This window comes from Huaxiibacter chinensis, from assembly GCF_022171985.1.
Taxonomy (GTDB): Bacteria; Pseudomonadota; Gammaproteobacteria; order Enterobacterales; family Enterobacteriaceae; genus Enterobacter; species Enterobacter chinensis_A.
In genome coordinates, this window is the sequence record NZ_JAJVHF010000002.1 from 334697 (window position 1) to 361033 (window position 26337).

The 26337-nt window shown below is 52.7% G+C and carries 26 protein-coding genes; 7 read left to right on the forward strand and 19 right to left on the reverse strand.

The genetic code is table 11. The features are described from left to right. Positions 1–166: 166 nt before the first annotated feature. The 3 genes from LZP96_RS07415 to LZP96_RS07425 are packed head-to-tail and all read left to right on the forward strand — an operon-like array spanning position 167 to position 2767. On the forward strand, positions 167–637 hold the full coding sequence (locus LZP96_RS07415; RefSeq protein ID WP_064324693.1) for a MarR family winged helix-turn-helix transcriptional regulator: 471 nt from the start codon (positions 167–169) through the stop codon (positions 635–637). Next, positions 634–1701, forward strand: coding sequence for an HlyD family secretion protein (locus LZP96_RS07420; protein WP_087892555.1), 1068 nt, complete (start codon positions 634–636; stop codon positions 1699–1701). The genes LZP96_RS07415 and LZP96_RS07420 overlap by 4 nt, the downstream gene beginning before the upstream one ends. Next, entirely contained in the window at positions 1691–2767 is a 1077-nt protein-coding gene (locus tag LZP96_RS07425) for a DUF2955 domain-containing protein (protein ID WP_064324695.1), read from the forward strand. The genes LZP96_RS07420 and LZP96_RS07425 overlap by 11 nt, the downstream gene beginning before the upstream one ends. Here the strand turns inward: LZP96_RS07425 and LZP96_RS07430 are convergent. The 3 genes from LZP96_RS07430 to LZP96_RS07440 are packed head-to-tail and all read right to left on the reverse strand — an operon-like array spanning position 2764 to position 5492. Then, positions 2764–4035, reverse strand: coding sequence for a DUF445 domain-containing protein (locus LZP96_RS07430; RefSeq protein WP_064324696.1), 1272 nt, complete (start codon positions 4033–4035; stop codon positions 2764–2766). The two genes, LZP96_RS07425 and LZP96_RS07430, sit on opposite strands and share 4 nt — an antisense overlap. A gap of 3 nt (positions 4036–4038) precedes the next feature. After that, complete coding sequence (locus tag LZP96_RS07435) at positions 4039–4701, reverse strand: LysE family translocator (RefSeq protein ID WP_258925797.1); 663 nt, start codon at positions 4699–4701, stop codon at positions 4039–4041. Positions 4702–4748: 47 nt separating this feature from the next. Beyond that, entirely contained in the window at positions 4749–5492 is a 744-nt protein-coding gene (locus LZP96_RS07440; protein WP_258925798.1) for a helix-turn-helix transcriptional regulator, read from the reverse strand. A gap of 153 nt (positions 5493–5645) precedes the next feature. On the opposite strand from LZP96_RS07440, the gene LZP96_RS07445 reads away from it, so the two are divergent. After that, positions 5646–7016 (forward strand): NAD-dependent succinate-semialdehyde dehydrogenase, encoded by a 1371-nt coding sequence (locus tag LZP96_RS07445; protein WP_064324699.1) that lies wholly within the window; start codon positions 5646–5648, stop codon positions 7014–7016. 47 nt (positions 7017–7063) lie between these two features. Here LZP96_RS07445 and LZP96_RS07450 read toward each other — a convergent pair whose 3' ends face one another. The 7 genes from LZP96_RS07450 to LZP96_RS07480 all read right to left on the reverse strand — a co-directional run bounded on the left by LZP96_RS07450 (position 7064) and on the right by LZP96_RS07480 (position 14951). Next, positions 7064–7384 carry a hypothetical protein gene (locus tag LZP96_RS07450; RefSeq protein ID WP_064324700.1) on the reverse strand — a complete coding sequence of 107 codons (321 nt, stop codon included), beginning with the start codon at positions 7382–7384 and terminating at the stop codon, positions 7064–7066. After that, on the reverse strand, positions 7384–7929 hold the full coding sequence (locus LZP96_RS07455; RefSeq protein WP_258925799.1) for a YfaZ family outer membrane protein: 546 nt from the start codon (positions 7927–7929) through the stop codon (positions 7384–7386). Before LZP96_RS07455 ends, LZP96_RS07450 begins: the two co-directional genes overlap by 1 nt. A 460-nt stretch (positions 7930–8389) precedes the next feature. Beyond that, positions 8390–10237 (reverse strand): UvrD-helicase domain-containing protein, encoded by a 1848-nt coding sequence (locus LZP96_RS07460; protein WP_258925800.1) that lies wholly within the window; start codon positions 10235–10237, stop codon positions 8390–8392. A gap of 181 nt (positions 10238–10418) precedes the next feature. Continuing rightward, positions 10419–11372, reverse strand: coding sequence for a GTPase (gene yjiA, locus LZP96_RS07465; protein WP_258925801.1), 954 nt, complete (start codon positions 11370–11372; stop codon positions 10419–10421). A 10-nt stretch (positions 11373–11382) separates the two neighbouring features. Further along, positions 11383–11586 (reverse strand): YbdD/YjiX family protein, encoded by a 204-nt coding sequence (locus LZP96_RS07470; RefSeq protein WP_064324704.1) that lies wholly within the window; start codon positions 11584–11586, stop codon positions 11383–11385. Between the two features lie 94 nt (positions 11587–11680). After that, positions 11681–13834, reverse strand: coding sequence for a carbon starvation CstA family protein (locus LZP96_RS07475; protein ID WP_258925802.1), 2154 nt, complete (start codon positions 13832–13834; stop codon positions 11681–11683). Between the two features lie 220 nt (positions 13835–14054). After that, complete coding sequence (locus LZP96_RS07480) at positions 14055–14951, reverse strand: helix-turn-helix transcriptional regulator (protein WP_258925803.1); 897 nt, start codon at positions 14949–14951, stop codon at positions 14055–14057. Between the two features lie 358 nt (positions 14952–15309). Between LZP96_RS07480 and tsr the strand changes: the two genes are divergently transcribed. Beyond that, complete coding sequence (gene tsr / locus LZP96_RS07485; protein WP_064324707.1) at positions 15310–16968, forward strand: methyl-accepting chemotaxis protein; 1659 nt, start codon at positions 15310–15312, stop codon at positions 16966–16968. Between the two features lie 152 nt (positions 16969–17120). On the opposite strand, the gene opgB is transcribed toward tsr, so the two are convergent. The 9 genes from opgB to LZP96_RS07530 all read right to left on the reverse strand — a co-directional run bounded on the left by opgB (position 17121) and on the right by LZP96_RS07530 (position 24569). Further along, positions 17121–19412: a phosphatidylglycerol--membrane-oligosaccharide glycerophosphotransferase gene (opgB, locus tag LZP96_RS07490; protein WP_064324708.1), complete on the reverse strand. Its 2292-nt coding sequence runs from the start codon at positions 19410–19412 to the stop codon at positions 17121–17123. Positions 19413–19680: 268 nt separating this feature from the next. Then, complete coding sequence (locus tag LZP96_RS07495; protein WP_064324709.1) at positions 19681–20166, reverse strand: YjjA family protein; 486 nt, start codon at positions 20164–20166, stop codon at positions 19681–19683. Positions 20167–20247: 81 nt separating this feature from the next. Continuing rightward, positions 20248–20985 carry a replicative helicase loader DnaC gene (dnaC, locus tag LZP96_RS07500; protein ID WP_258925804.1) on the reverse strand — a complete coding sequence of 246 codons (738 nt, stop codon included), beginning with the start codon at positions 20983–20985 and terminating at the stop codon, positions 20248–20250. Continuing rightward, entirely contained in the window at positions 20982–21527 is a 546-nt protein-coding gene (gene dnaT / locus LZP96_RS07505) for a primosomal protein DnaT (protein ID WP_258925805.1), read from the reverse strand. Before dnaT ends, dnaC begins: the two co-directional genes overlap by 4 nt. A 104-nt stretch (positions 21528–21631) precedes the next feature. Continuing rightward, entirely contained in the window at positions 21632–22060 is a 429-nt protein-coding gene (locus tag LZP96_RS07510; RefSeq protein ID WP_258925806.1) for an organic hydroperoxide resistance protein, read from the reverse strand. A gap of 83 nt (positions 22061–22143) precedes the next feature. Continuing rightward, the gene (locus LZP96_RS07515) at positions 22144–22596 is read right to left on the reverse strand and encodes a MarR family winged helix-turn-helix transcriptional regulator (protein ID WP_258925807.1); all 453 of its coding nucleotides are present in this window, start codon (positions 22594–22596) and stop codon (positions 22144–22146) included. A 40-nt stretch (positions 22597–22636) separates the two neighbouring features. Next, the gene (locus LZP96_RS07520) at positions 22637–23263 is read right to left on the reverse strand and encodes a TetR/AcrR family transcriptional regulator (RefSeq protein ID WP_064324714.1); all 627 of its coding nucleotides are present in this window, start codon (positions 23261–23263) and stop codon (positions 22637–22639) included. A gap of 65 nt (positions 23264–23328) precedes the next feature. Next, positions 23329–23802, reverse strand: coding sequence for a threonine/serine exporter (locus LZP96_RS07525; RefSeq protein ID WP_258925808.1), 474 nt, complete (start codon positions 23800–23802; stop codon positions 23329–23331). Beyond that, a complete protein-coding gene (locus LZP96_RS07530) occupies positions 23793–24569 on the reverse strand; it encodes a threonine/serine exporter family protein (protein ID WP_258925809.1) in 777 nt (258 codons plus the stop codon). Before LZP96_RS07530 ends, LZP96_RS07525 begins: the two co-directional genes overlap by 10 nt. A gap of 391 nt (positions 24570–24960) precedes the next feature. Here LZP96_RS07530 and LZP96_RS07535 point away from each other — a divergent pair, with 391 nt between their 5' ends. Together LZP96_RS07535 and bglJ are read left to right on the forward strand one after the other, a co-directional pair. Next, on the forward strand, positions 24961–25695 hold the full coding sequence (locus LZP96_RS07535) for a helix-turn-helix transcriptional regulator (protein ID WP_258925823.1): 735 nt from the start codon (positions 24961–24963) through the stop codon (positions 25693–25695). After that, a complete protein-coding gene (gene bglJ, locus LZP96_RS07540; protein ID WP_064324717.1) occupies positions 25695–26330 on the forward strand; it encodes a DNA-binding transcriptional activator BglJ in 636 nt (211 codons plus the stop codon). The genes LZP96_RS07535 and bglJ overlap by 1 nt, the downstream gene beginning before the upstream one ends. Positions 26331–26337: the final 7 nt, after the last annotated feature.

The following is a 26337-nucleotide window of genomic DNA, read 5'->3' on the forward strand; positions in this document are numbered from 1 at the left end:
GATGCGCGCTGATGCCCTCATCCCCGCCCTCTCCCACGGGAGAGGGAGAAAACAAGACCCAGAACCTATCCACCGCTTTTCGCAATTCCTGCTCTTTAGCCTCGCGTTTCTTGATACTTACCGTGATAACTATTACTGTGGCCGCGTGATACAAGAGGATTTCCCCGTGAGTGAAGAAGATCTGTTCAGCCGCAGGCCGATGGGCATGCGAATGGCGATGGTTGTGCGCCAGTGGCGTGCCATTATTGACGATGCCATTCTTGATACGGGGTTAACCCAGTCGAGCTGGACGGTCATGATGCAGCTTCAACAGCTGGGGGATAATGTCTCGGTGAGCGAACTGGCGGAAGTGCAGGGTATCGAACTGCCGCCGCTGATGCGCACACTCTCTCAGCTGGAAAAGCAGGGTTATCTTCTGCGTACCACATCGCCCTATGACAAGCGTATTCGTTTATTACGACTGACTCCTGAAGGCAACGCGGTGCTGAAGACGTTGACGCAAGTCATTGAGACGTTTCAGGCTCGCGTATCGCAAAATATCGCGCCAGAACATATCGACATTTTTAGCGCCACACTAAATCAAATCGCCTGCAATTTGCGGTCAATCCGCGAAGAAGATAATAAGACACAAAAATAATGACTCCTGAACAAAAGTTTGCCCGTTGGGTAAGGGTGAGTATTGCCTCTTTCCTGCTGATGTTTGTCTACTTTATCGTGGCGGATATCTGGATCCCGCTGACGCCGGACGCCACCGTTATGCGCGTGGTAACGCCTGTGTCGGCACGCGTGTCGGGCTATGTCGCCGCCGTACACATTCACAACAACAGTCAGGTCAAAAAAGGGGACGTGCTGTTTGAACTGGATCCCACGCCTTTTCGCAATAAGGTCGAGGCCGCTGAAATCGCCCTGGAGCAGGCGCGCCTGGCTAACCAACAGCTTGATGCGCAAATCACCGGCGCGCAGGCCAGCCTGAAAACAGCGCAGCTGAATGCCCGCAACGACAAAGTGACCTTCGATCGTTATCAGAAGTTGAGCACTCTGCAAAATGTCTCCCGGTCCGATCTGGATAAGGTCCGTACCGCCTGGCAGAGCAGTGAACAGTCCGTCGCGAATCTGCAGGCGACGCTGCAAAATTTACGCATCGAGCGCGGCGAGCGGGACGAAAAGCGTAACGTCACGCTGCAAAAATACCGTAACGCGCTGGAAGAGGCGGAACTGAACCTGAGCTGGACCCGGGTTTACGCTCAGGCCGATGGCACTATCAGCAACCTGCAGCTCAGCCCAGGCTTTTACGCCACTTCGGGCACAGCCGCACTGGCGCTGGTCAACAACCAGACCGATATCGTGGCGGATTTTCGTGAAAAGAGCCTGCGGCACACGCACCAGGGAACCGATGCCGCGGTGGTATTCGATGCCTTTCCGGGAAGAGTGTTCCATGCCCACGTAACCAGCAGCGATGCGGGGATTCTGGCGGGACAAGAGGCGGTGAACGGGCAACTCTCTCAACCGGAGACCTCTAACCGCTGGGTACGTGATGCCCAGCGTATGCGCATTCACGTTTCGCTGGAAGAGTCACTCCCTAAGCATTTGCCGACCGGCGCGCGGGCCACCGTACAGCTTTATAATAGCGAAGGGCCGTTCGCGCAGTTCTTCTCCGGTCTGCAGATCCATCTCGTCAGCCTGCTGCACTATGTCTATTAATACCCTGGCGCGGGTCTTTACCCCGCACGGCAATATCGTCTATACGGCGAATGATTTTCGCCAGACGCTGCGCATTGTTTTTGCCGGCATGATTGCCCTGAGCATATCGAGTTTTTACAACACCACGTACGGCGTCTTTTACGTGGTCTACCCGATTATGCTGATGTCACTGGTGCCGGTGTTTAACCGCCATGTGGCGAAACAGTTTGTCTTTAGCGCTTCGCTGAACTGTATCGAAATGGTGTTCATCATCGGCTATCTGTCGCAATGGCCGGTGATTATGACGCTGGTGGTGTTTGCCCTTTATGTGATGCGCTTTCGCTTTATGAGCCAGGGACCGCTCTTCCTGTTTGGTTCGATGGGCGTGGTGTGCCAGAGCGTGATGCTCAATTTTATGAGTTATCCCACCACCAACTGGCACACGCTGTTGTTTTCCAATATCGAAGCCAGCGTGATGGCGGTGTGCCTGAGCGCGTTGATGAACTATCTGTTGCCCGACGTAGAGCCGCGCAAGCCGCCGCCGCTGATTGAGAAAGATGCCGCGCGTGTCCGCCACGAATCGCTGCTATCTGGCACGGTCGCGACGCTGATTTTTGTCGTTTTTCAGATAAGCGATCTGAGCGACTCCCTGTCGGCGCTGATGGCCGGCGTGCTGATCTTATTTCCTATGCATTATCGCGGTGCGGTGATGAGCTCAATCTGGCGTGTGGTCGGCGTAGTGCTGGGCTGTCTGTATATTCTGGTCATGCAGCTGCTGCTTTACGATCACAGCAGCCATATGGTGCTGATGATGCCGCTCATTGGTCTGGGGCTGGCGTTTGGCGCGCGCCTGCACGTCATGGAAAAGGTGGGCGCAGGAGTCGGCTTTGCCAGTATTACCACCATCGGCATTATGTTTGGTCAGAATCTGCATCCGGACGGCGACCTGGTGTTCAGCGATCTCTATCGCATCGTCTCCGTCACCGTTGCGCTGGTGGCCACGCTGACCCTCGTATTTCTGGTGCATCTGATCCTCAACTGTTTTGAGCCGACGCGTTACGTCATTGCGCCGCCACAAAACAGTTAAAAAGTTATCACGCTGGGGAGCTGGGAGAGTAAAAACAGGATCAAGCCAATGGTTCCGCCCACCAGCGTACCGTTGACGCGGATAAACTGCAGGTCTTTACCAATATTCAGCTCAATCTGCCGCGACATATCTTTTGCATCCCAACCTTTAACGGTGTCGCTGATATGGCGCGTCAGGAAGGTGGCAAAATCCGGTGCCATACGATGCGCGGCCTGTTCAAGGTGCTCGTTCAGCGACGCCCGCAGGCTGGCATCGGCCACCAGCGTTTCGCCAAACCACAGCCCGGCCTGCGTCATGCGTTGCTTAACGCGTGAATCGTCGCTTTGCATGTCGTTCTTCAGCCACTGGCGAAGATCGCCCCACATCTCGCTCAGGTAGCGGTTAAAGGCGTCATCGTTTTTGAGATAGTGTTTGATATTTTCTGCTTTTTCCGCCATCTCCGGATCATTTTTCAGGTTGTCGATAAGCTTCAGCGTGGCGCGGTCAAAGGCCTGACGGATCTGATGCGTGCGGTCATGGCTGATGTCATCCAGCAGGGTGTTCACCGCTTTCGACACCATCTCCGCGCTTTGATCTCCCAGCCACTCGGTGGGCAGCACCATCGCCTTACGTGGGTGTTCGGTTTCCAGCCAGTGGACGATTTGCGCGGCAATAAAATCGCGCGTGCTTTCCCGCTGAATCAGGGCGATCAGACGATGAATGATCGCATCCAGCAATACCTGATGTCGGTTGTTTTTGGTCATGCTTTCCAGCATCACGGCGCTGGTTTCGGTGAAGTCGACCTTATCGATTGCCTTATGCACCGCGCGTTTTAACAAGCGCTGAATGCGCCCGTCGTCGGTGAGCTCCAGAAAACCGCTCATCACCTGGATCAGATGCTGACCGACGCGCTTAGCGTTTTCAGGCTCGCTGAACCAGACGCCAATCATTTGCGCAGGCTCGTAGCGGCGGATAAGCGCCACCAGCGACTGGGTATCGAGAAACTTTTCCTGCACAAATTGCCCGAGATTGTCGCCTATCCGGTCTTTGTTACGCGGGATAATGGCCGTATGGCGGGAGATAAAGGGAATCGGCACCCGGCGAAACAGCGCGACCACCGCGAACCAGTCCGCCAGCGCACCGACCATCGCCGCCTCGGCAATCGCCTTTACCCCGCGCACCCAGAACGTCTGTGGCAGAAAGAGGGTCACAATAAATGTCGCAACGGCCACCAGCAGGAGCGACAGCGCCAACAGCTTGGCGCGTTTGAGTTCAGCTAATTTTTCCATGGGTTAAGGATAGAGGGAAGCGGGGGGAAAGTGCAAAGTGCGCCATAAAATCCAGCCGCCAAATACCATTAATACCACGCCAGCCGTCCGCTCTATTAACCAGAGGGATCGCCGTAATGTTTGCTGCACCCCCGGCAAACCGATCAGGGACACCACGGTAAAATCCCATGCCAGCACCGCCAATACCATCCAGATGCCGCTGACCGACTGCTGAAGCAGCGTGACATCCGGCCCCAGCAACGATGTCATCAGCGCCAGATAGAACAGCGCATTTTTAGGATTCAGGAGTGCCGAGCCTAGCCCAATGAGTATCTGCATCGATAAAGAGGGGCAGTGCGAGTGGGCATCGCGGAGCGACAGGATCTGCGGGCGGCTGCGTATCAGATGCAATCCAATCCACAGCAGATACAAGGCGCCCAGCAGCTCAATGAGTGTGAAAATCCAGGTAACGTGGCGCAGCATGCTCCAGCCGATAATCACCAGCACTATATAAAACCCATTTCCCATCGCAATGCCCAGGCACAGGCCTGCACTGCCGCGAAGCCGATAGCGTGCGGCGTATCCGACCAATAAAAAGAAATCCGGTCCGGGGCTTAAAAGGGCGACAAAGTGTGCCAGCGCCAGCGCGAGAAAAGCAGAAGGAAAAAGGTGTGATAAAAGTTCCATAACGACCTCAACAGGAAAACCGAGGTCACTTTAGGACGTTGCGGACACTATTTATTGTCTGAAATTGATCGGCCCGTAGCGTACTGGCGAGGGGTTGCGGCCGTGTAGCTGACAAACGTTTTATGAAAATGACTCTGGTCGGCAAACCCACTTTGATAGCTCACGTCGGCAATTGTGTCTCCTGCGCGCAAGCGGGCTTTGGCATATTCCACGCGTGCGATATTGAGAAAGCTGCCCGGCGTCAGGCCTGTATCCTGTTTAAAGGTACGTATCAGCGTCTCTTTACGCAGCGAGAACCGCTGAGCAAGTTCATCCAGTCCGGGCGGATGGATGAGTTCGCGGAGGAAGACCTGCTGTAACTGCTGGCTGGTAGGACGCAGCGTGTCACCTTCATCCCCGCCCTGTGGAAGGGCCGTGAGCAAAGCGCGCAGGGATGATTCAGACAGGTTTTCAACAACATGCAGATAAAGACTAAACAGAGATGCACTGCGGATAACCTGCATCGCCAGCGGTACAGGGGTGTCGAGATACAGCAAATGATAGCTGCGAGGCTGCCCTGCCAGCGGATTGCAACTGTGCGGTACATGGGCTGGGATCACGATGATATCGCCCGGTTTCAGGATGAATTCCTGACCGTTGCATAGACAGCACGTCTGCCCCTCGACTATCGCGCCTATCGACAGCTGAGTGTGGCTGTGGCGTTTATAAGCCTGTGTGCTTTGCCAGGTGCTTCGCAGCTCAAGGCCCGGGGCACGATGAAAACTCTGGCGAATGTGGCGCGTTTCGGTCATAGGTCGTCCTGTCAGTTGCGTTTTTTATACCATGTCAGCATTTCAGAGGGCAGCGTCACATTCGGAAATGTCCTTATATACCCAACTTTACGCCCGCATCCAGTCACATTGACTACCCTTATTACCCTAAGCGGCAAAAACAGGAGATTCAATATGGCTTATCAGACAGTAAATCCTGCCACCAATCAGCTCATCAAAGAATATCCCTCCCACACCGACGCAGACGTCGAAGCGGCGCTTAAAAAAGCGGATGCCCTTTACCATTCAGAATGGGCAAAAGGGGACATCGAACAGCGCCTGCCTGTACTGCATAAACTGGCGGACCTGATCGACGCGCGTGTGGACGATCTGGCCAAAATCGCCAGTGTGGAAATGGGGAAACTCATTGAGCAAAGCCGTAGCGAAGTGAAGCTGTGTGCACAAATTGCCCGCTATTACGCGGATAACGCGAAGCAGTTCCTCGCGCCGGTGAAATACAAATCTGAAATGGGCGACGCGTGGGTGGAACATCATCCCATCGGTGTCCTGATGGCCGTGGAGCCATGGAACTTCCCGTATTATCAGCTGATGCGCGTGCTGGCGCCAAACCTGGCCGCCGGTAACCCGGTGCTGGCGAAACACGCCAGTATCGTGCCGCAATGTGCGGAAGCCTTTGCGCATCTGGTTCGCGAAGCGGGCGCGCCGGAAGGAGCCTGGACCAACCTGTTTATCTCGCAGGATCAGGTGGCGGCAATTATCGCCGATCCACGCGTTCAGGGTGCCGCTCTTACCGGATCGGAGAAAGCCGGTAGCGTAGTGGCCGCTCAGGCAGCCAAACACATCAAAAAATCGACGCTGGAGTTAGGCGGGAACGATGTGTTCGTCGTGCTGGACGATGCGGATCTGGAGAAGGCGGTCAAAACGGGTGTCAATGCCCGACTCGCCAATGCCGGGCAGGTCTGTACCGCTGCCAAGCGCTTTATTCTGCACGAAAAAATTGCTGACCAGTTCCTGGCCAAATTCACGGAAGCCTTCCGCGCGATAAAAGTGGGCGATCCGCTCGATAAGAGCACGACGCTTGGACCTTTATCATCAAAAGATGCGCTCGAGACGTTAACCAAACAGGTGGACGACGCGGTGAAAAATGGCGCGAAACTGCATCTTGGCGGCAAGCCCGTGCAGCGAGAGGGGAGCTTCTTTGAGCCGACGATCCTGACCCATATTTCACGGGATAACCCGGCGTATTTCGAAGAGTTCTTCGGACCGGTGGCGCAGGTTTACGTGGTGAAAAACGACGACGAGGCGATAAGCCTGGCCAACGATTCTCACTACGGACTGGGTGGCGCGGTGTTCAGTAAAGACATCGAACGTGCGAAGAAAATGGCGTCACGTATCGAAACCGGGATGGTCTACATCAACTGGCTGACCGATACCGCAGCAGAGCTGCCGTTCGGGGGCGTGAAGCGTTCGGGCTACGGGCGTGAGCTGTCGGATCTGGGGATCAAAGAGTTTGTGAACCAGAAGCTGGTGGTGGTGCGTCAGTAAACAGCATAAAAAAACCTGCCGAAAGGCAGGTTTTTTAAACCGGGCTGTTATTTAACTTCGATCTTATCCCACCCGCTTTTGAACATGCAGCTGTCGACAAGCGGCTCTCTGCGATATTCGTTGGCGTCTTCAACGGAATAGCTCGTGGAAATATCCTTTTTCTTTTTCGATTTGTCCTTTTTTTCCGAGCTAGAACTCGTCACGACATTATCGGGCGGAAGATCAATCAGCGCCTGCGCTTCGCATTCCGTGAGCTTTTTATTCATCTCTGAATCACTCACCCCTGGCTTAACCCATTTATACTGGACGCAACCTGAAAGAAGTAAGGTGACGCTCAGAATACAAAGCGCAGTCATGCGGCGTTTCATTAGAAGGTGACCCCACCGCCAACGTATGCGCCGTCAATCAGGGTGTGGCCTGGACGACCGTCTTTGCCGTCAACGCTTACGTGGCGATAACCCACTTTCAGCGTAACAGGTTTAACAGGGGTCCAGCTTACGCCGCCGTTGGCTTCAACGTAGTTTTTAACGCTGTTGTTCAGGCCTTCTGGTGCGACATAGCCTTCACCAAAGACATGGATGCTGTCGGTCAGGGCAACATTCACACCGCCGCCGATTGGGAATGCTACGCCGTTATCGCCTTTCTTCGGGCCAATGTAGATGGCTTTGGCTCCTGCATTCAGCATCACCGGGCCGAGTTCCAGGTTGTAGCCTGCGCCCACGCCGCCGGTCTGCGTACCGTCATCGGTATTCTTCAGCCAGTTGCTTTCTGCATACAGGCCAGATGAGGATTTACCCATTTCCAGATTGAGGTTGGTAAAGTTTTTACCCTGTTCGATGCTACCGCCCATGGCCAGTGCGGAACCTGATACAGCAGTCAGAGCAGCAAGGAGAAGAATATTCAGCTTTTTCATGTTTTATGCCTCGTCGTTAAATTAATCTGAGGGCACCTTAACAGGCGAGGTTTATGACTGCAAATGTGATGGATGTCGCGGTTTAATGCTGATTTTGTTATCGAAGTTATTCTTTAATGTTGCGTGTGTGAAGGTTTACTTTGGGGTCAATGGTTAATGTTTTTGCGTTTAATCTGCGTTTAATTTTTTGGCTAAACATAAAATGAACAGAGCGGATAAAATCGTTCGACGTGAATTAATTAAGCTTCTTATTATTTCCAATTATATTTCAGTTGAAACAGATAAATACGTAAATTTACATAATTAATCTGTCATGAGCATGATTTGAGCTGCAGGCGGATTTTAAAAAGGTTTGACGTCCTCAGAATAGTGCTGAGTTGAAGCGATCATTGATTCGGGGTAACGCCAGAAAAGGCAGGCAGACCCCAGCAAGAGAACTGGGGCCAGGTGCTTAGGGCATTTAAACGTTTTTTTCGCTCTTATCGTAGGTCTCTTTAAGATGATCGTGCAGTTTGCCGCTACCGTGCATTGTCACCAGAAGGTTGTGGCGTGCACGCGTAAAGCCGACATACAGACGCTTAATATCATCGCTTAAATCCTCTTCTTCCCGTCCTTTTGCCGCATCCATAATCGCAACGGAGTGGAACTCGAGACCCTTACTGCTTGGCAGAGGCATAACGCAAAGTAAATCATTCTGCGGTGACCAGTGTTTCTTATCATTTCCGGTAACAATCATCTGGAAGGGGATTTTGCGGGCCGTCAATCTGGGAACCAGGGCGTCAGAGATACTATAGGTTGAAGGACAGAGTACCGCGATTTCTGACCAGGCCACCCCTTGTTGGCGTTGGTCAGTAATCCAGTTGAGTACGTGGGTAATCTCATCATCCTGATTATCAAAGCAAGCCAGGGCGGGATAATGCCCGGTCAGGCCGCCCGCAGAAGGTTGCTGGTATTGAAGCGCTGCCTCAATATGATTATTGAGATAGTTGAATGCCATGCTGCTGGCGAAATGCAATATTTGACGGGTATTACGATAGTTGATATTCAGAATGGTTGTGCGCCCTTGCGCCTTAATGTCGACGCTTGAGAGTGTAAAGTCGAGGGCTTTCTTTTTCTGGTAAATAGATTGTGCATCGTCGTAAAGGAAAAGCAGCGCGTTGTCTTTATTATCGGGCATGCGGGCAAGAATTTTTAGCCATTCGGGCTTGAAGTCATGCCCTTCATCGATTAAAACGGCACTGTATTGCTCTGGTTTAATCGCGCCTTCCTCAAATGCCTTTGTCAGGGCATTTTCCATTCGTTCTACAAAGTTTTTACCTTTAGGCGGAAGTCGGCCATGCGTATGTAATTGCTGATAACACCAGGCATGAAAATGCGTCACTTCAACCGGGATCCGAAGTGGATGGAGGTCGATCTGCGCTTTTAGTTTTCTGGCGAGCGTAATGTTGTAGCAAACCACCAGGACAGGCTTGGTATTTTCTATATTATTAGCCAAATCAACGCAGCGGTGAAGGAGAATAAGCGTTTTGCCCGAGCCCGCTACTCCATGCACGACGCGGTGTCCTGGCCCCATACTTCTGGCGAGCTGTTCCTGATTCGTGTCCATGATGCAAACGATATCAGGGGCATGTAAGGTAAAGCTATGCAGTTCAACGTGAGTCACTGACGGGTTGATGCGAGTGTCGGGATAAAGATGCCATCTGATCCGATCGAGCTGTTGCGGCGTGGTGTGATGCGGGAAGTTATGTTTAAGAAGAGAGATCAACCTTGCTGAGATTTGTTCTCTTGTCATAAACTCATTAAGCTCGTCTTTACAGATAATCAGATCGGCGGGCAAAATTTCTTGTAGTTCGAGAGCATTAAAATGCTTTTCAAGCTGCGGACGGGTAATATTGCTCAAATAAACGCCGTAGCCATAGGGCATAATAAAACTGCCCTGATAATCCCCGTCTTGCTGGCGAAGCTGGGGGTCATTTTTCAGGCTATCAATCGTCTTGAATGTATATTGGCGAACCTGCTCAAGTGGATTTTTAAGAGGTTCAATACCGTTTTTGGTTTCGTAATGAATGTGGGTTTTATTGGCGGATTTGATTTTTGTGACAAACCAGTCTTTTACTTCTATAAATAACAGGCCCTTATCCGGGGTGAGTATGACAAAGTCCGGATGATGTTGTTTATCGCCTATTGGAATATCATACCAGCAGGTACACTTATCGCTCAGTCCACCTTCAAGTATCCTGGCAAGTCTTTTTTCGCCTGCCGTAATTTTCTCACTACAACTACTGATTGTCGGAATAATGATTGCCATGTCACGTCTACTCATTCATGGGATTTATATTTCTGGTATAATTAACATTTGCGAGAATGTTCATTGACTGTTGTTTCATTATTTAAGACATTAACAGACAATATTGGAAACGAAAAGAATATAACAAAGTAAATATCAATGGCGTTTATACTCCCTTTCAGGCAGAAAGGGAGTGGAAATATTATTTCTTTAACTGCGAGAATGCCGCCCGAATCTCCTCTTCCGGCAACTGAATGCCGATAAACACCATCACGCTGTGCGGCGGTTCGTCGGCCCACGGGCGGTCCCAGTCGGCGCTGTACAGGCGCTGCACGCCCTGGAACAGCAGGCGATTTGGTTCACCGTCAATCCACAGCATTCCTTTGTAGCGCAGCAGCTTGTCGGCAAACGACAGCAGCAGGTTCTCCATCACGCGGGAGACTTCGCTGATATCCACCGGGAAATCCAGTTCCACCACGATTGATGAGACGTCGTTTTGCTTATCAGCCATAAAGTGAAAGCGCGGTTTTGACGTGACGTTCTCTTCGAGCATAAAGCCGTTGGTGTTAAACAGCTGCGCCAGATCGATATCGCCGTGCGTCACCGTGTAAATCGGGGCGCGTGAGTTAATGCGTGTCAGCCGCTCGCGCAGTTCTTCGCTGTCGCCCGCCACGTCGGTTTTGGTCAGCAAAATACGATCGGCATAGCCAATTTGCGACTGGGCAATAGTGAACTGATTCATTTGTTCGTTGGCGTGTACCGCGTCAACCAGGGCGATGACGCCATCCAGCAGGTAGCGCTGACAGAGGATCTCGTGGGAGAAAAAGGTCTGAATAATCGGACCGGGATCGGCCATGCCGGTGCATTCGATCACCAGACGATCGAACCCGATGTCACCGCGATCGCGGCTGTCGAGCAGATCGAGCAGGGCATCTTCCAGTTCGCTGGATCGGGTGCAGCAGATGCAGCCGTTGGTCAGGGTTTTGATCTGCGTAGCGCGATCGCCTATCAGCTGATCGTCTACTGAAACTTCACCAAATTCGTTTTCAATGACGGCGATTTTAAAACCGTGCTGCTCGTTCAGAATGTGGCGCAGCAGGGTGGTTTTGCCCGCGCCCAAAAAGCCGGTGAGGAGGGTTACTGCAATCGGTGTCATGGTCTCTCCTTTAGCAGCAGCGTATGCCGCCTTCGCCACTTCCGCCATAGCGTGCTTCCTGACGCTCACGGAAGAATTCGTTATAGGTCATATACGGCTTATCGGGATGGTTGGTTTTCATATGCTCAACATAGTTGTCATAGTCCGGGATACCAATCAGCATTTTGGCCGCCTGACCAAGGTATTTTTTTGCTTCGCCTAAGTTACCAAACATTGTGCCTTCCAGATAGAAAAAGCCCGGCAGCGGCGGCCGGGCGTGGTTTCCCTCACCCTAACCCTCTCCTGAAAGAAGAGGGGAGGAGGGTGGATTAGTGGTGTGAAGAGGTCTTCACGCCGCCTTCCGGGACCGGGACATACGGGGTCTCTTTATCCGTACGACCGTCGGCGTTACGCACGTTCAGCCAGGTTTTGATGCCAAAGAAGATGATGCTGTAGACGACGACCAGGAACAGAATGCTCAGACCCGCGTTGGTGTAGTTATTCACCACGATATGGTTCATGTTGGCAATCTGTTGCGCGGTCAGGTCGCCGCCGCCTGCTGCAATCTTCTCTTTGTACTGGTTCGCCATGTACAGGAAGCCTTCCAGCTGCGGATTGGCGCTGAACAGTTTCAGACCCAGCGCCCAGGTGGTGCACAGCAGCAGCCACAGCGCAGGGACCACGGTCACCCAGATGTATTTGGTGCGTTTCATCTTCACAAGGACAACGGTGCCGAGTACCAGGGCCACAGCGGCCAGCATCTGGTTAGAGATACCGAACAGCGGCCACAGGCTCTTCACGCCGCCCAACGGATCGACGACGCCCTGATACAGCAGATAGCCCCACAGACCGACGCAGCCCGCCGTTCCCAGTACGCCTGCCGCCAGTGAATCCGTTTTCTTGAGGAACGGCACGAAGTTACCGAGCAGATCCTGCAGCATAAAGCGGCCCGCACGGGTGCCTGCATCCAGCGCGGTCAGGATGAACAGAGCTTCGAACAGAATACCGAAGTGGTACCAGAAGCCCATGTCCGCCCACGGCAGCACTTTATGGAAGACGTGAGCGATACCCACGGCAAGCGTTGGTGCGCCGCCGGCACGGTTCAGAATTGACGGTTCACCGATGTCTTTCGCGGTCTGCATGATCTGCTCAGGCGAAATCACAAAGCCCCAGGAGCTGACGGTAGCGGCCGCATGAGCGCTGGCATCTTTCAGCTGCGCCATGATCAGCGCGGCGTTATCGCCCCCCATTTCGTGCAGGTTTGGCATGGTGATGCCCAGCCCCGCAGGCGGGGTGTTCATCGCAAAGTACAGACCCGGCTCAATGATCGATGCCGCAACCAGCGCCATGATGGCCACGAAGGATTCCATCAGCATCGCGCCATAACCGATAAAGCGGGCGTCGGTTTCGTTCGCCATCAGCTTCGGCGTGGTGCCGGAGGCGATCAACGCATGGAAGCCAGATACCGCGCCACAGGCAATGGTGATGAACAGGAACGGGAAGAGCGCCCCTTTCCACAGTGGACCGGTGCCGTCAATGTACTGCGTGACCGCAGGCATTTTCAGTTCCGGGTTGATGATCACAATGCCAATCGCCAGACCGACGATCACGCCGATTTTCAGGAAGGTGGCCAGGTAATCACGCGGAGCCAGAATCAGCCAGACCGGCAGCAGCGCTGAGATAAAAGCGTAGCCAATCAGGGCAAAGGTGATGGTGGTGTCTTTAAAGGTGAGCGCCGGGCCCCAGTACGGGTCGTGCGCAATGACGCCGCCAAAGTAAATGGCTGCCACCAGTAAAACAATACCAATGACCGACACTTCGCCGACGCGACCTGGGCGCAGGAAGCGCATGTATATGCCCATAAAGAGCGCAATCGGCACGGTGGAGCAGACGGTGAAGACCCCCCACGGACTTTCTGCCAGCGCTTTCACCACGATCAGCGCCAGCACCGCCAGGATGATAATCATGATCAGGAAGCAGCCAAACAGGGCAATGGTGCCCGGCACGCGGCCCATCTCTTCTTTAACCATCTCACCCAGAGAGGCGCCGTTACGGCGAGTAGAGATAAACAGCACCATGAAGTCCTGAACGGCACCCGCCAGCACCACGCCGGCCAGCAGCCAAAGCGTGCCCGGCAGGTAGCCCATCTGCGCGGCAAGCACCGGCCCAACCAGCGGACCTGCACCGGCTATTGCGGCAAAGTGGTGACCAAACAGGACATAGCGGTTGGTCGGAACGTAGTTCAGGCCATCGTTGTTAATGACCGCGGGGGTGGCGCGCGTCGGGTCGAGTTTCATGACCTTCTGCGCGATATACAAGCTGTAGTAGCGATAAGCCACAAGATAAACGGAGACTGACGCGACCACGATCCACAGGGCGCTAACGTGCTCGCCCCGGCGTAATGCGACAACCGCCAGACAGAAAGCCCCGAGGATCCCGAGTAAGGCCCAGGGCACGTGCTTAAGTAGTTTTTTCGTATCCATAGTAAGACCTGGTTTTTTATGTGAAGAAAAAAGGGTCATCGTGCGTTGTGAGGAAGTGATGATTAGTGCTGGGGCGATCTTGCCAGATCCGCGCCCGTGTAAAGGACGGTAAATGAGTGAGTGGTTGAAACGTGCAGGTGAGCGGTCAAAGGGTGGGGTGAGCGGTTTGGGCTCACCCTCAGTCGGCGTGTTTATGTGATTGAGATCACGAAGTTTATTTTCAGGCGTCGACGGGCACCGCAGCGAGATAACCCTCGAGCGTATCGATCAGTTTTTCACGCAGCCATTGCGGCGACAAAATCTGGATATTCGGTAACCAGTAACAGAGCAGCGGCAGGATTTGATTTTCATGAGAGGCCTGGCAACGGAGGGTGATCCCCTCCGGTGTTTCAGCAAGCAGTTCCTGGTCGGGCAATAAATTGCGGCGTTTAAAATAGTGTGAAATATCACGATGCAGGAAAACGGTGACTTCAAAGGTTTCGTCACTGACCCAGGGGTCGAGATTTTTCTCAAGCAGGGCGAGCGTATCCGCATCCGGGATGAAAGTTTTATTCTGTATATCGAACCAGTGAATCTGACTTAGGGAAAAGGATTTTAACCTGCCATTTTCGGTGGCTTGTAAATACCATATATTTTTTTTGTTAATAAGTTTATAGGGATTAATCAGTCTGGTTTTATTCTTATAAACAATCTGGCAGACGAAGTGCTGTTTAATCGACTTCTCAATGGCGGATAAATGCTGGCGGATATCTTTTTTGACCGAATGTTCAGCATCCGTGTTCAGGATAAGAATATGGTTCTCTTCAACGCGGGCGTCCAGATGCTGCCAAAACTCCTTTCCTCTTTCCGGGATGTAGGCGTCGGCATTGAGAAAATTCGCCAGCGTATGGTGGATGCCGTGCTCATGGGAACCAGACGACAGATGAATCAGGCGATACTGTCCGTTGCCGCTGTGTTCAACAATCGGCGCCAGGGCGTTCAGATCGCGGTAGACCGTGCGTTCTGTAATATTAAATTTATGCATCAGGTCGCTGCGATTAACGACGCCGTTTAAATGTAGTTCCAGAATAATATCGACGAGGCGTTCAGCCGAACGGCTCCGAACCGGCGTTGCCATAATGGATTCCCGTTTATTTGCTGCGTGACTCTGAATAATGCAGAGCATCGCTGACAGAATGTGTCAGTGATACAGAGCCAAAATTTATCTTATGGATATATAACGACCCCACTTAGGATAAACATTAATTTTTTTTGCACGTGGGGGTGCCGTTCTGGTCGAGGCAGGGATTAATAATAATCAGGGGATTATTTCTCCCCGTATCGGGGGTGGAGGTCAACGTTTAAAATTGATTGCTTATCGTTCTTCTTCTCACTGCAAAAAGAGTGGGAATAAACACGACTTTTAGTACGATTTTCGTAAAGTTTTCCTTTCCCAGGCCGAAAATTCTGTTATCTGTCTGATGGAAAGAGAAATCATGTTAAATCGTATCAAGATTGTCACCAGTTTGTTACTGGTTCTGGCTATTTTCGGCCTGTTACAACTGACGTCCGGTGGTCTTTTCTTTAATGCCCTCAAGCATGACAAAGAGAATTTCACCGTCCTGCAAACCATTCGCCAGCAGCAGTCCACGCTTAACGGCAGCTGGGTCGCGTTGCTGCAAACCCGTAATACCCTGAACCGTGCGGGTATTCGTTACATGATGGATCAGAGCAATATTGGCAGCGGCGCGACCGTGGCCGAGCTGATGCAGATTGCGTCTGCTTCCCTGAAGCAGGCGGAGAAAAACTGGGCCGATTATGAAGCGTTGCCGCGTGATCCGCGCCAGAGCGACGCCGCTGCCCTGGAAATTAAACGTAACTACGATATCTATCACGGTGCGCTGGCAGAACTTATCCAGTTATTGGGTGCCGGTAAAATCAATGAATTCTTCGATCAGCCGACCCAGAGCTTCCAGGACGGTTTCGAGAAACAGTACGTGAACTATCTGCAGCAAAACGACCATCTCTATCAGGTGGCCGTGGATGACAGCAATAGCTCTTACAGCCAGGCCATCTGGGTTCTGTTGAGCGTGCTGATCCTGGTGCTGGTGGTTATCGTTGGCGTGTGGCTGGGTATCAAACAAACCCTGATCTCTCCGCTGAACCGTCTGATCGACAGCATTCGTCATATTGCCAGCGGCGATCTGGTGAAACGCATTGATGTGGAAGGCACCAACGAAATGGGCGAACTGGCCGAATCGCTGCGTCATATGCAGGGTGAGCTGGTACGGACCGTGGGTGACGTGCGTAACGGCGCCAATGCGATTTACAGCGGCGCGAGCGAAATCTCCGTCGGGAATAACGATCTCTCTTCACGTACCGAGCAGCAGGCGGCCTCTCTGGAAGAGACCGCAGCGAGCATGGAGCAGCTGACGGCCACCGTGAAACAGAACGCCGAAAATGCGCGTCAGGCCAGCAATCTGGCTCTGAGCGCGTCCGAAACCGCGCAGAAAGGCGGTAAAGTGGTGGATAACGTGGTGCAAACCATGCGTGACATCGCGGGCAGTTCTCAGAAAATTGCCGATATTATTAGCGTGATCGACGGCATTGCTTTCCAGACGAATATTCTGGCGCTGAACGCAGCGGTTGAAGCCGCACGTGCGGGTGAGCAGGGCCGTGGTTTTGCGGTTGTGGCAGGCGAAGTGCGTAACCTCGCACAGCGTAGCGCCCAGGCAGCACGCGAAATTAAAAGCCTGATTGAAGACTCCGTCGGCCGCGTTGAGCTGGGTTCAACCCTGGTTGAAAGCGCCGGTGAAACCATGGATGAGATCGTGAATGCGGTGACCCGCGTGACGGACATTATGGGCGAAATCGCCTCTGCGTCTGACGAGCAGAGCCGGGGTATCGATCAGGTCGGTCTGGCTGTTGCTGAGATGGATCGCGTCACGCAGCAGAACGCCTCGCTGGTGGAAGAGTCCGCCGCTGCCGCGGCCGCGCTGGAAGAGCAGGCGAGTCGCCTGACGCAGGCTGTCGCCGTGTTCCGCATTCAGCAGGAGCAGATGAAATCACGTGACCAGGCGTTAAAAACCCCGGCTCCGGTGATGGCGCGCAAAGCCGCTGCGACCACGACAGGTGACAACTGGGAAACCTTCTGATGTGAAAAACGTCCTGCTTCGGCAGGACGTTTTGTTTGGTGACAAAAGCCAGTCCGCACATCACCTTACATGATAGTAAACGCTCGCTTTTATCTGACTCCCCGCTGTGCCAGACGCACACGACAACGATACCTTCACCGAGGCGATATGGCTTAGCCAGCCGCGTTGACGACCTTAATTTCCACCATCCCTATGCCCAGCTTACGCGGCGAATGCCCAAGAATATTCCCTTCGTTTGTCGACTGCGGTTCGGGCGGAATAATAACGACCGTATTGCTGCGAGAAGGGTTGTCGAAATGCAGCGTGGTGGTGGTGACCTCTTTGCCCAGCGTCAGCATCTGCTCTTTATCCCCAATGCGCACCGGAATGGGCTTATCCGCATTCGGGCCATAGGCTTTGGCGGTGATCACCAGATCGAATTTCTCAGGCAGAGGCTGGGTATACTCAATTTTCACCTCGTCCCCGAGCTGGGCATTGGACCAGCGGCCCCAGGATTCAGGACGAGAAATCCCGCTAAACTGTTTTACCTCTTCCGGCGCGCCCGCCACGTTAAACACGAAACTGTCGGCTTTGTAGCGGATATCATTATCGACAACTTTCAGCATCTCCACGTTACGTTTGTAGCGGTCAGTATCGATGACGACATCTTTGAAGGCCGTTTTGCCTTGCCAGCGATCTTTATCGACACGCTGTACCTGCTGTTTGCCCCCTAGCTGGCCTTGCGATACGCACCAGTCGGTTGAGAGAGCCAGCGGCTGGGACCAAATCTGACCCATTTTGTAGCAACGATCGACCCAGACGAAGTTATCGCGCGGGGCGAAATCGGCCAGCTGGAAGCGCAACGGGGCAGAGTATTCGCTTTCCGGCAGCGGTTCCACGCGATTGTCGGAGACCCGCAGCAGGAGCGGCAAGCGGAAGTGACTCCCCGAGAAGGCGATCATATTTTTGGGTTGATCGATGGTGAACTCTTTCATCTCTTTCGGGAAGTTCCACAGGCGGATAACGTCCGGTTTCCAGGCCAGAATTTTATCCTTCATGTTGAGGAACACTTCAGACAGTGACTGACCCGAAAGCGTGCTTCGCCCAAGGCCAATAAAGTTATCGCCGCCAAGAATATCAAGGACCGTCGCGCCGTTATCCATGGTGTTACGTTTGGTGGCAATCAGCTCCTGCTGGGGCTGGTCGCCGCGGATCACAAAGAACAGGTTGCTGCGGTCCAGCTTATTAAGGCGATCCCATGCGGTATTTTTCATCGCCAGATGGTCCGATGAAACCACAATCACCGTATTTTTAAACCACGGCGAGGCTTTGATCTTCTCGATAAAGGCCGCGATATGTTCCTGGCTACAGGTGACGGCGCTGAATGACTGGTTAGGTTTGCCGTCGATATCGTAGCGCTTGCGCTGGCAGGTTCGCGAAATAAAGCCGTCCGGATGATGGGTGTCCACCGTCAGGGCGAATAGCGAGAAACGTTTACCCGACTGAGAAAGGGATTCAAATTTCTTCCAGGTTTCGTCCAGCACGGTATCGTCGTAAAAGCCCCAGTCATTACGGTAAGTGGGGTCGGCCACCGTCGTTTTAAGCTCTTCCGCGCCGTACAGATGGTCAAAGCCGTGCGATTTCAGGAAGACATCTTTACCGGCGAAACGCAGGTTAGCGCCCTGCATAAAGTAATTTTCATAGCCGGAGTTTTTCAGGATATCGCCAAGGCAGATATTTTGCGGGAAGAAACTCGACATGGACGCGGAAGCGTTGCCCTCAAAGGGGGCGAAAAGCGGAATGCCGCACTGTGAGGCGACCATACCTGCGATGGTGTAATCGGTGCCTGGCAGCTGCGCCGTGTGGCTGAAATCCAGCCCGTCGTTTTTTAACGCCCCTAATTCCGGCGCAAGGCCCGGGAAAGCGTCCTCGTCAAAATAGGTGCGCTCCAGGCTTTCGCCATAGATATACACCAGATTGAGTTTTGGATTGGCAATCTGCTTTGACGGCTCTTTGTAATAGGCGCTGAAATCGGGGTCACCGTCGCGCGACTGGGATTTCACCAGTTCCGTTATCTGATGGAAAGCCGGGCTGGCATCCACGGAACCCAGTGCAAGGAGCAGGGCCAGCAGGCTGTAGCCCATATGGTGCGGGCGATGACGACGGCGACGAAGCACCCAGCCAAGCGCGCCAAACACCGCGACCAGCGCCAGAACCAGGCCGAATCCAGGAAGTATGTACTTACTAACACCTGCACCGGTCAGACTATTCGTTAGGGTATACAGGACGGCATCGTTGATTCCGTCACCGGTAAAGTAATCACTGGCGTAGAGGGTAATATTTAAAACAATAAAAAGGCCCAATACCAGCAGCGTGGCGATAAACCACCAGGTATTGCGGCCGGCCTTCCAGGCATAGATGCCGATCGAGGCCAGGAACAGGGTAAGGGATATAAACTCTGACAACAGCTTATCCTCAATGGCGCCTGTTTTATTAGCAGGCTAAGTATCTATTTTTTGGGTGGATATAATGTAATGGCGAAGTCATATAGCTGCAATTCTAGTGTCACGGAAGTGTGCTGTTGTTAGGATTTAGTTTAGAAAGCAGAAAATTTGAACGCCGTCGCATCCCGCTGAGAAGCAGGTGAGACGGGGGGAGCGCTATTTACTTCTGGCACCGCGTTGACTGAATAATCGAATCAACGCGGTTGGATGTGGCAGAAAAGGGGAACGATCAGGAGAGGAAGTTAACGCCTTGTTTCAGCACTAAATCGCAGGCTTTGGTCTTTACCTGTTTTGCCAGCGAGGAGTTACCGAGCGTAGTCAGATTTAACTGCTGACCATTTTGCGCATTCAGGAGGCCCTGAATCCCGTCCATATAGTTGGTATCCGCTTTCTGTTCCTGCGTATCCAGACCCAGCTTGCCCAGAACCTGATTTTTGATGTTCTGCGTATCCGTCACTGAAGCCAGTTTTTGCTTCGCGCAATACTCCAGAATACCTGCGGCGTTGTTCATCGTGCCGGCACTCAGGCTTTGGCTGCTGTTCCCCAGCAAACCGGCGAGAGAGGAGGCAGAAAAACCGTCGTTCCCGGCGCTGCCGCTCTCTTTGGTCAATTCGCTGGCGGCGCTGGAAAGAGAATCCTGCCAGGAGGCCGCATGTGCGGCACCGGTGAGCAGCAGTGCCGTTAATGCTGTGCTAAGAAGACGTTTTTTCATCATATCTACCCAAACAATGCCTGTTACAGGCTGGAAGTCGCCCCAGTATATACCCGCTGTACAGGCATCATTGCCGGAAATGTCTTAATACTCTTTGCCGGTGACGCGGCTGCGGAAGCTATCCCAGTCAAAAATAACGTACAGACTGTTGCCAAGCTTCATGCGATCCATCACGCGGTCGCCCAGCAGTCGGGTCATATCGTCGATGTTATGGTTGGTGAGCATACCGGTGGGGCGCTTGGAGGAGGACCGACGATCGACGATCTGGTTAATGATCACCTTCTCGTAGCGGGATTCCGTCTGGACACCGATTTCGTCAATCACCAGCAAATCAACGTTACTGAGATCGTTAAGCAGCTGTTCTTCGCTGGTTTCGCGGTTGCTGAAGGTCTCTTTCATGGCCGACATGATGTCGGCAACGGTAATGATCAGCACCGATTTTCCACGCAATAACAGCTCGTTACAGATGGCGGCGGCAAGATGGTTTTTGCCGGTGCCAGGTTTACCGCTGAAGATAAAACTGGCGATGTTGCCATCAAACTCATCGACATACTGGCGGGCCAGATTGAGGGCGTTCATCTGCCCCTGTGACTCAACCTTATAGTTATCGAAAGAGCAGTTTTGATGGAGCGGACGAATGCCTGAACGGTTAAAGGTGCGCTGCATTTTCATGGCGCGGTTTTCGCGCGCAAGCGCTGCCGCGCGGAGTTGTCCCTGCTCCTTTTGCCAGGCCAGCAGCTCTTCACCTGTCGTAAAGGCGGGCTTCACGCTCGCAGGCATCATTTTTTGCAGACGCTTCATCAGGTCGCCGACGTTTTTCATTTGGCCCCCCGGAATCCCTGTGGGATATGTGAATCTGGTTGTGAGAATGCATTAATATCACGCTTCGGCTGACCGCCGCTGCCTGACCGATTTATCTGGATGCTACGCGCCAGCTTTTGCTGCCACTGCACGTGGTGGAACACTTTTCCCTCTGCCTGCCAGTAGGCGACAAAGGCGGCCAGCTCTTCCGGCGTGACGGGTTTCGTCAGGGCGATGCCCCATAAACCGGCCAGCCGCTGGAAATCAGGATCGGGTTGCCATCCCGCGTACATCGCAAATTTACCCATCGGGACGGCGACAGGGACGCTGTTCGGTTCTTCGAAAAATTGGCTGTCCAGGGCAACATCGCTTGCCGGACGGGCCAGACGAGATTCAATCTCCAGAAGCTGGGCCAGACGCTCAGGCGTGATGGCATAGAATGCGGGCGCGTTATCGGCAAAGACCGCGATCGTGCCGCCTTCGGCATTCGTCAGCACCCCACGGGGGTCACGCATAAAGGCATCAATACCAGCGACGCTGGTGGTCAGGATTCTGGAGGACATTACACTTTCTCTGCTGGATCACGGCGAACACATTATGGGCTTATGGTAGCACAGAGAGGAAGGGGCAGGTGAACCCTCTCCCGAGAGGGAGAGGGGAACGGATATCAGGCAATGATATTCAGCGTAACATCAATGTTGCCGCGGGTTGCGTTAGAGTATGGGCAGACGATATGTGCTGCATCGACCAGCTTTTTGGCTTCAGCAGGATCCATACCTTCAACGTGAATATTCAGTTTTGCTTCGATACCAAAACCGGTTGGCAGCGGACCGATACCCACTTCGCCTTCAATGAACGCGTCTTTCGGCAGCGCAATTTTGTCGCGTGCGGAGACGAATTTCATCGCGCCCAGGAAGCAGGCAGAATAGCCGGCGGCGAAAAGCTGCTCTGGGTTGGTGACGTCACCGCCCATGCCGCCCATCTCTTTTGGCACGCCGAGTTTTACGTCGAGTACGCCATCGGAAGAGGTTGCACGGCCATCACGGCCTCCGGTGGCTTTGGCTTTGGCAGTGTAGACAACTTTTTCTAAAGACATGGCAGGTTCCTCATCTTACATTTATATGTGCTATTAAATAGCGCGCGATATATATGGGTAAATCAATACTTATTCACTGTATCTCAAGCCTGATGGAGCTGCTGGCGTAATTGTTCCAGCTGGAGCTTGAGGGTATTCAAAGAATCCGCATCGCATTTCGCGGCACAGCCCACCGCATGTGGGATGGCCAGCGCCTGCTGTTGCAGCTCCTGACCTTGCGCCGTTAACGTGACCGCGACCTGACGTTCATCCTGACGCGAACGCTGGCGAAGAATCAGCCCTGCGCTTTCCATGCGCTTTAACAGCGGCGTCAGCGTGGCGGAATCTAAAAACAGACGCTCGCCGATGGCAGACACGGTGATGTCATCCTGCTCCCACAATATCAGCATAACCAGATACTGCGGATACGTCAGGTTCAGCGGTGCCAGCAACTGCCGGTACAGCTTATTCAGCGCCAGGTTTGCCGAGTACAGAGCAAAACAGAGCTGGTTATCCAGCTTTAGCGCTGCGGTCGAGTCGTTCGTTTTTGCGTTCATGAGTTCAATATAGATAGCGCACGACTTAATTGCAAGCGATTTATGGGCAGGTATAGCGTAGTGCCACCTGAACGGCCATTTTTCGGTAATGCTCACGCTGCGCCTGCTCGTCTGCACCGTCTTCAAAAAGCAGGGTAAAGGTGTAGCTGTTGGCGACATAGTGAAAGCTAAAACTGCTGATCAGACGATGGAGATCGCGGGCAGAAACGGTGGGGTTAAACAGCTGCTTCTCTGTACCGCGCCGCAGGATCTCCTCGAGCAACGCCAGCGCGCTGCGGTTCACCTGGCGTAAATAGCTAGACTGCTGCATAAAGCGGCCCCGCTGCATGTTCTCCATGCAGATGATGCGAATATAGTCAGGATGATCGGCGTGATAGTCAAAAGTGGTTTCAACCAGGTGAACGAGCGCTTCGACCGGCGGCATCCCGGTCAGGCTCAGCTCTTTTTCGCTGGCGCGAATCTGGGTGTAAACGTATTCCAGCGCCTGGAGATAGAGGCTCTCTTTATTTTTATAGTGATAGACCACCATGCGCTTGGTTGTTCCCGCTCTTTCAGCGATCTGCTCCATGCGCGCGCCGTTCAGACCGTATTCGGCAAACAGGGTAATGGCGCTCTGAAAAATCTTCTCCTTCAGGCTGGAGTCTTCATGATGCTCAGCGATAACCACATCCTTTCCTTATATGACCAGACAGGGGGAATGATTATCGCCAGAGGCGCGGGATAACACAAATCTCACACCCGGGGGCGTTTACGGTATAACCACAGGCCCGGTATCGACAGGCCAATGGACAGCGCGCCTACGATGGATGAGGCTTTCAGAAAGTTACTGAGCAGCAGGATCATTTGTGGCTCGCTGTAGCCAAAATGGCTGATTTTCACGGCAGAGATCATCGCGGTATACGCCGAAATGCCGGGAAACATCGGGATGACGGCGGCAACCGTAAACACTTTGGGATGGGCCAGATACCAGCGTGACCACTGGATCCCAATGCACCCTATCAGCATTGAAGCCATAAAGGTTGACCACTCAATGTTAAACCCCGCGGTCATCATCACCATGCGAGAACCATGGCCAATCGCCCCTAATAAAGCGCACCAGGGCAGCGCACGATGGGGCACGTTAAAGACCATGGCGAATCCCACGGCAGGAATGGCCGCCAAAAGCATGTCTTGCGCCAGCGCGAACAAAAAATCAATCACGCCCATCCGCGTAACCCCCACAACGTCATCGCCATCACGACGCCAATGCAGGTCGCCAGCGTTAACAGGCTGGCAATGGCCCATCGCGCAAGGCCTGTATTGATGTGTCCTTTAAACATGTCTGCGACCGAGTTAATTAAAGGAAAGCCAGGCACCAGTAACAGCACGCTGGCCGCCATCGCAACGGTCGGGGTCGTGGAGAACGCAGGCAGACGCAGCAGCAGCCCGGAAACGGTTGTCGCCACAAAGGCCGCGAGACAGAAATTAATCTGAGGATGCATCTGTCGCTGCGTCAGAAGCTGACGCACATACATCGCAATCGCGCTGGCAAAGAAGGTCACCACCGCGCCGTCCCAGCCACCATTATTGAGCTTACAGAAGCAGGCGCAGGAGAGCCCCACCATCAACACAACCAGCCAGCGCGGGTAACGCAGCGGTTTAATATGGTTGAAGCGTTTTTCGACGGTGTCGAGATCCAGCAGCTTATGCTCGGCCATGATGACAATATGCTGGACCTCCGTCACCACGTGCATATTGATGCCGCGGTCGTGGTTCTTACGCGTCGACGTAAGACATTGCCCGTCTTTAATGGTCGTCAGGACGATCGCATTGGAGGAGATAGCGCTTTCGACGCTGTCCATGCCAAGGGCCAGACCGAGACGTGTTGATAGCTCTTCAACCAGTGCGCTTTCAGCACCGTGCTGCAATAAAAAAAGACCGCACTGAATACATAACCGCGTGACGGCCCGCTGTGATGACTGATCTACCTGCATGTGTTGCCCTGGTGAAAAGGTTCGGTCAAAGGCTTGCGAATGCTTACTTTTAGCACAGAGCAGGGGCCCCTTTGCGCTGGGTTAGATCAAGATTTGTGCATTCAGTTGACGCCCTGGGATTCAAACCTAAGGGGTTTAATTATTTGTTATATGAATATATGAGACTCAAAAAATAGGGTGTTTATATTAAGTTTTTCTAATTTCATCTTTTATAGAGGACTGATTATGTTTTGCTTTTATTTGTGCGATATTAGGTTTGATTAGGCGATTCTTAGATAGTCAGCTGTATTGCCATATATATGCGATTTAATTTTAACGTTAAGGGATGCGTGTGCAGTTGTCTGTACACCAGGCGTTATCAAGCAAAATTATGAAGGGATTCGGAGAACCTATGTTATCAACAAACGGTAAATACGGGATTATTATTAGTAAATTACCTGTCATGCAAACGGGCCTGACGGGCATAATGACACGCCACTTTCCGGAGTATGAACTGACATTTTGTCGTTCACAGGAGGAGCTGACGTTACTTCAGCTACGTCGTGCTGATGTTGTTATTGCTGATATTTCCGGTGATTACCGCAATCCTCGAGCCACGCTCGAGCAATATTACTCATTATTAAGTCAATACCGGGGAATTCATTGGATTTTTCTCGTATCACGTCCTTTATATCCTGTTGCCGTTGAGCTTCTCATGCGCCCGGAGAGCACCTTGCTCTCTGACAGGGAACCTATCGAAGGCGTGATCGGTGCTATCCGCGCTGGTAGCGAACTTGCAGAAAGGATAAGCCAGACGTTACTTGCACCGGAGCCACAAGACATGGAGGAAGGATATGAATCCTGTGTGTTGCTCACGCTTTCTGAACGCAAAGTATTGCGACTGATTGGTAAAGGCTGGGGTATTAACCAAATTGCCTCATTACTTCAGAAAAGTAATAAAACGGTTAGTGCACAGAAAAACAGTGCGATGCGACGGTTAGCGCTGCGTAGCAATGCCGAAATGTACGCGTGGATCAATAGTACACATGGAATGAGAGAGCTGAATTTAATTTCGGCCTATGGAGAACCAGAGGAATGGAAACGAACCCCACAAAGAGACACATCGCTGTCATCGAAAAGTGCATAATGAGTGCCGCGGGCCTGGCGCATTTTTTTACGGCGCCACCGCTTGATCAATATCAGCTACATTTTTATTCCGATTTTGACAGTCTTAAAGTTGCAATGACGCAAATACCGTTCTTCTCCGTCATCTATTCTCTTTCAGATGGACGAGAAGAAAGACGTAATTGCATGGTCTCCATTCGGGAACTGGCCATCACACGTAGTTCAGTTCAGCGAATTGTTCTGGCATCAGATGATATGGAAGCAAGACTGGTGAGCCATTTAGCTCCGTCACGCCTCCACGGAATTATTAGCAAGTCGGCCTCGCTCGACGAGCTTAAAACTCAGCTCGTTACTTTGCTGAGTGAAACCCACCGGGTCAATGACAATATGTTGAATCACTGGCACGTCAGCCAGGGACGCATGTTAAGCCCGACAGAGCGAATGATTTTACGCTATATGTCTTCCGGTTATTCTATACCGGAAATTGCTGCCCAACTCGAGCGCAATATCAAGACGATACGTGCGCATAAGTTTAACGCCATGATTAAGCTGGGGGTGAATTCTGATGTAGGGCTGCTGGATGCGGCAGATATTCTGAAGCATGTGCCCGCGACCGATCCTCGTCGTTCCTTAAGGATCGTCTCCTCGTTTTCTTAAAGACAGA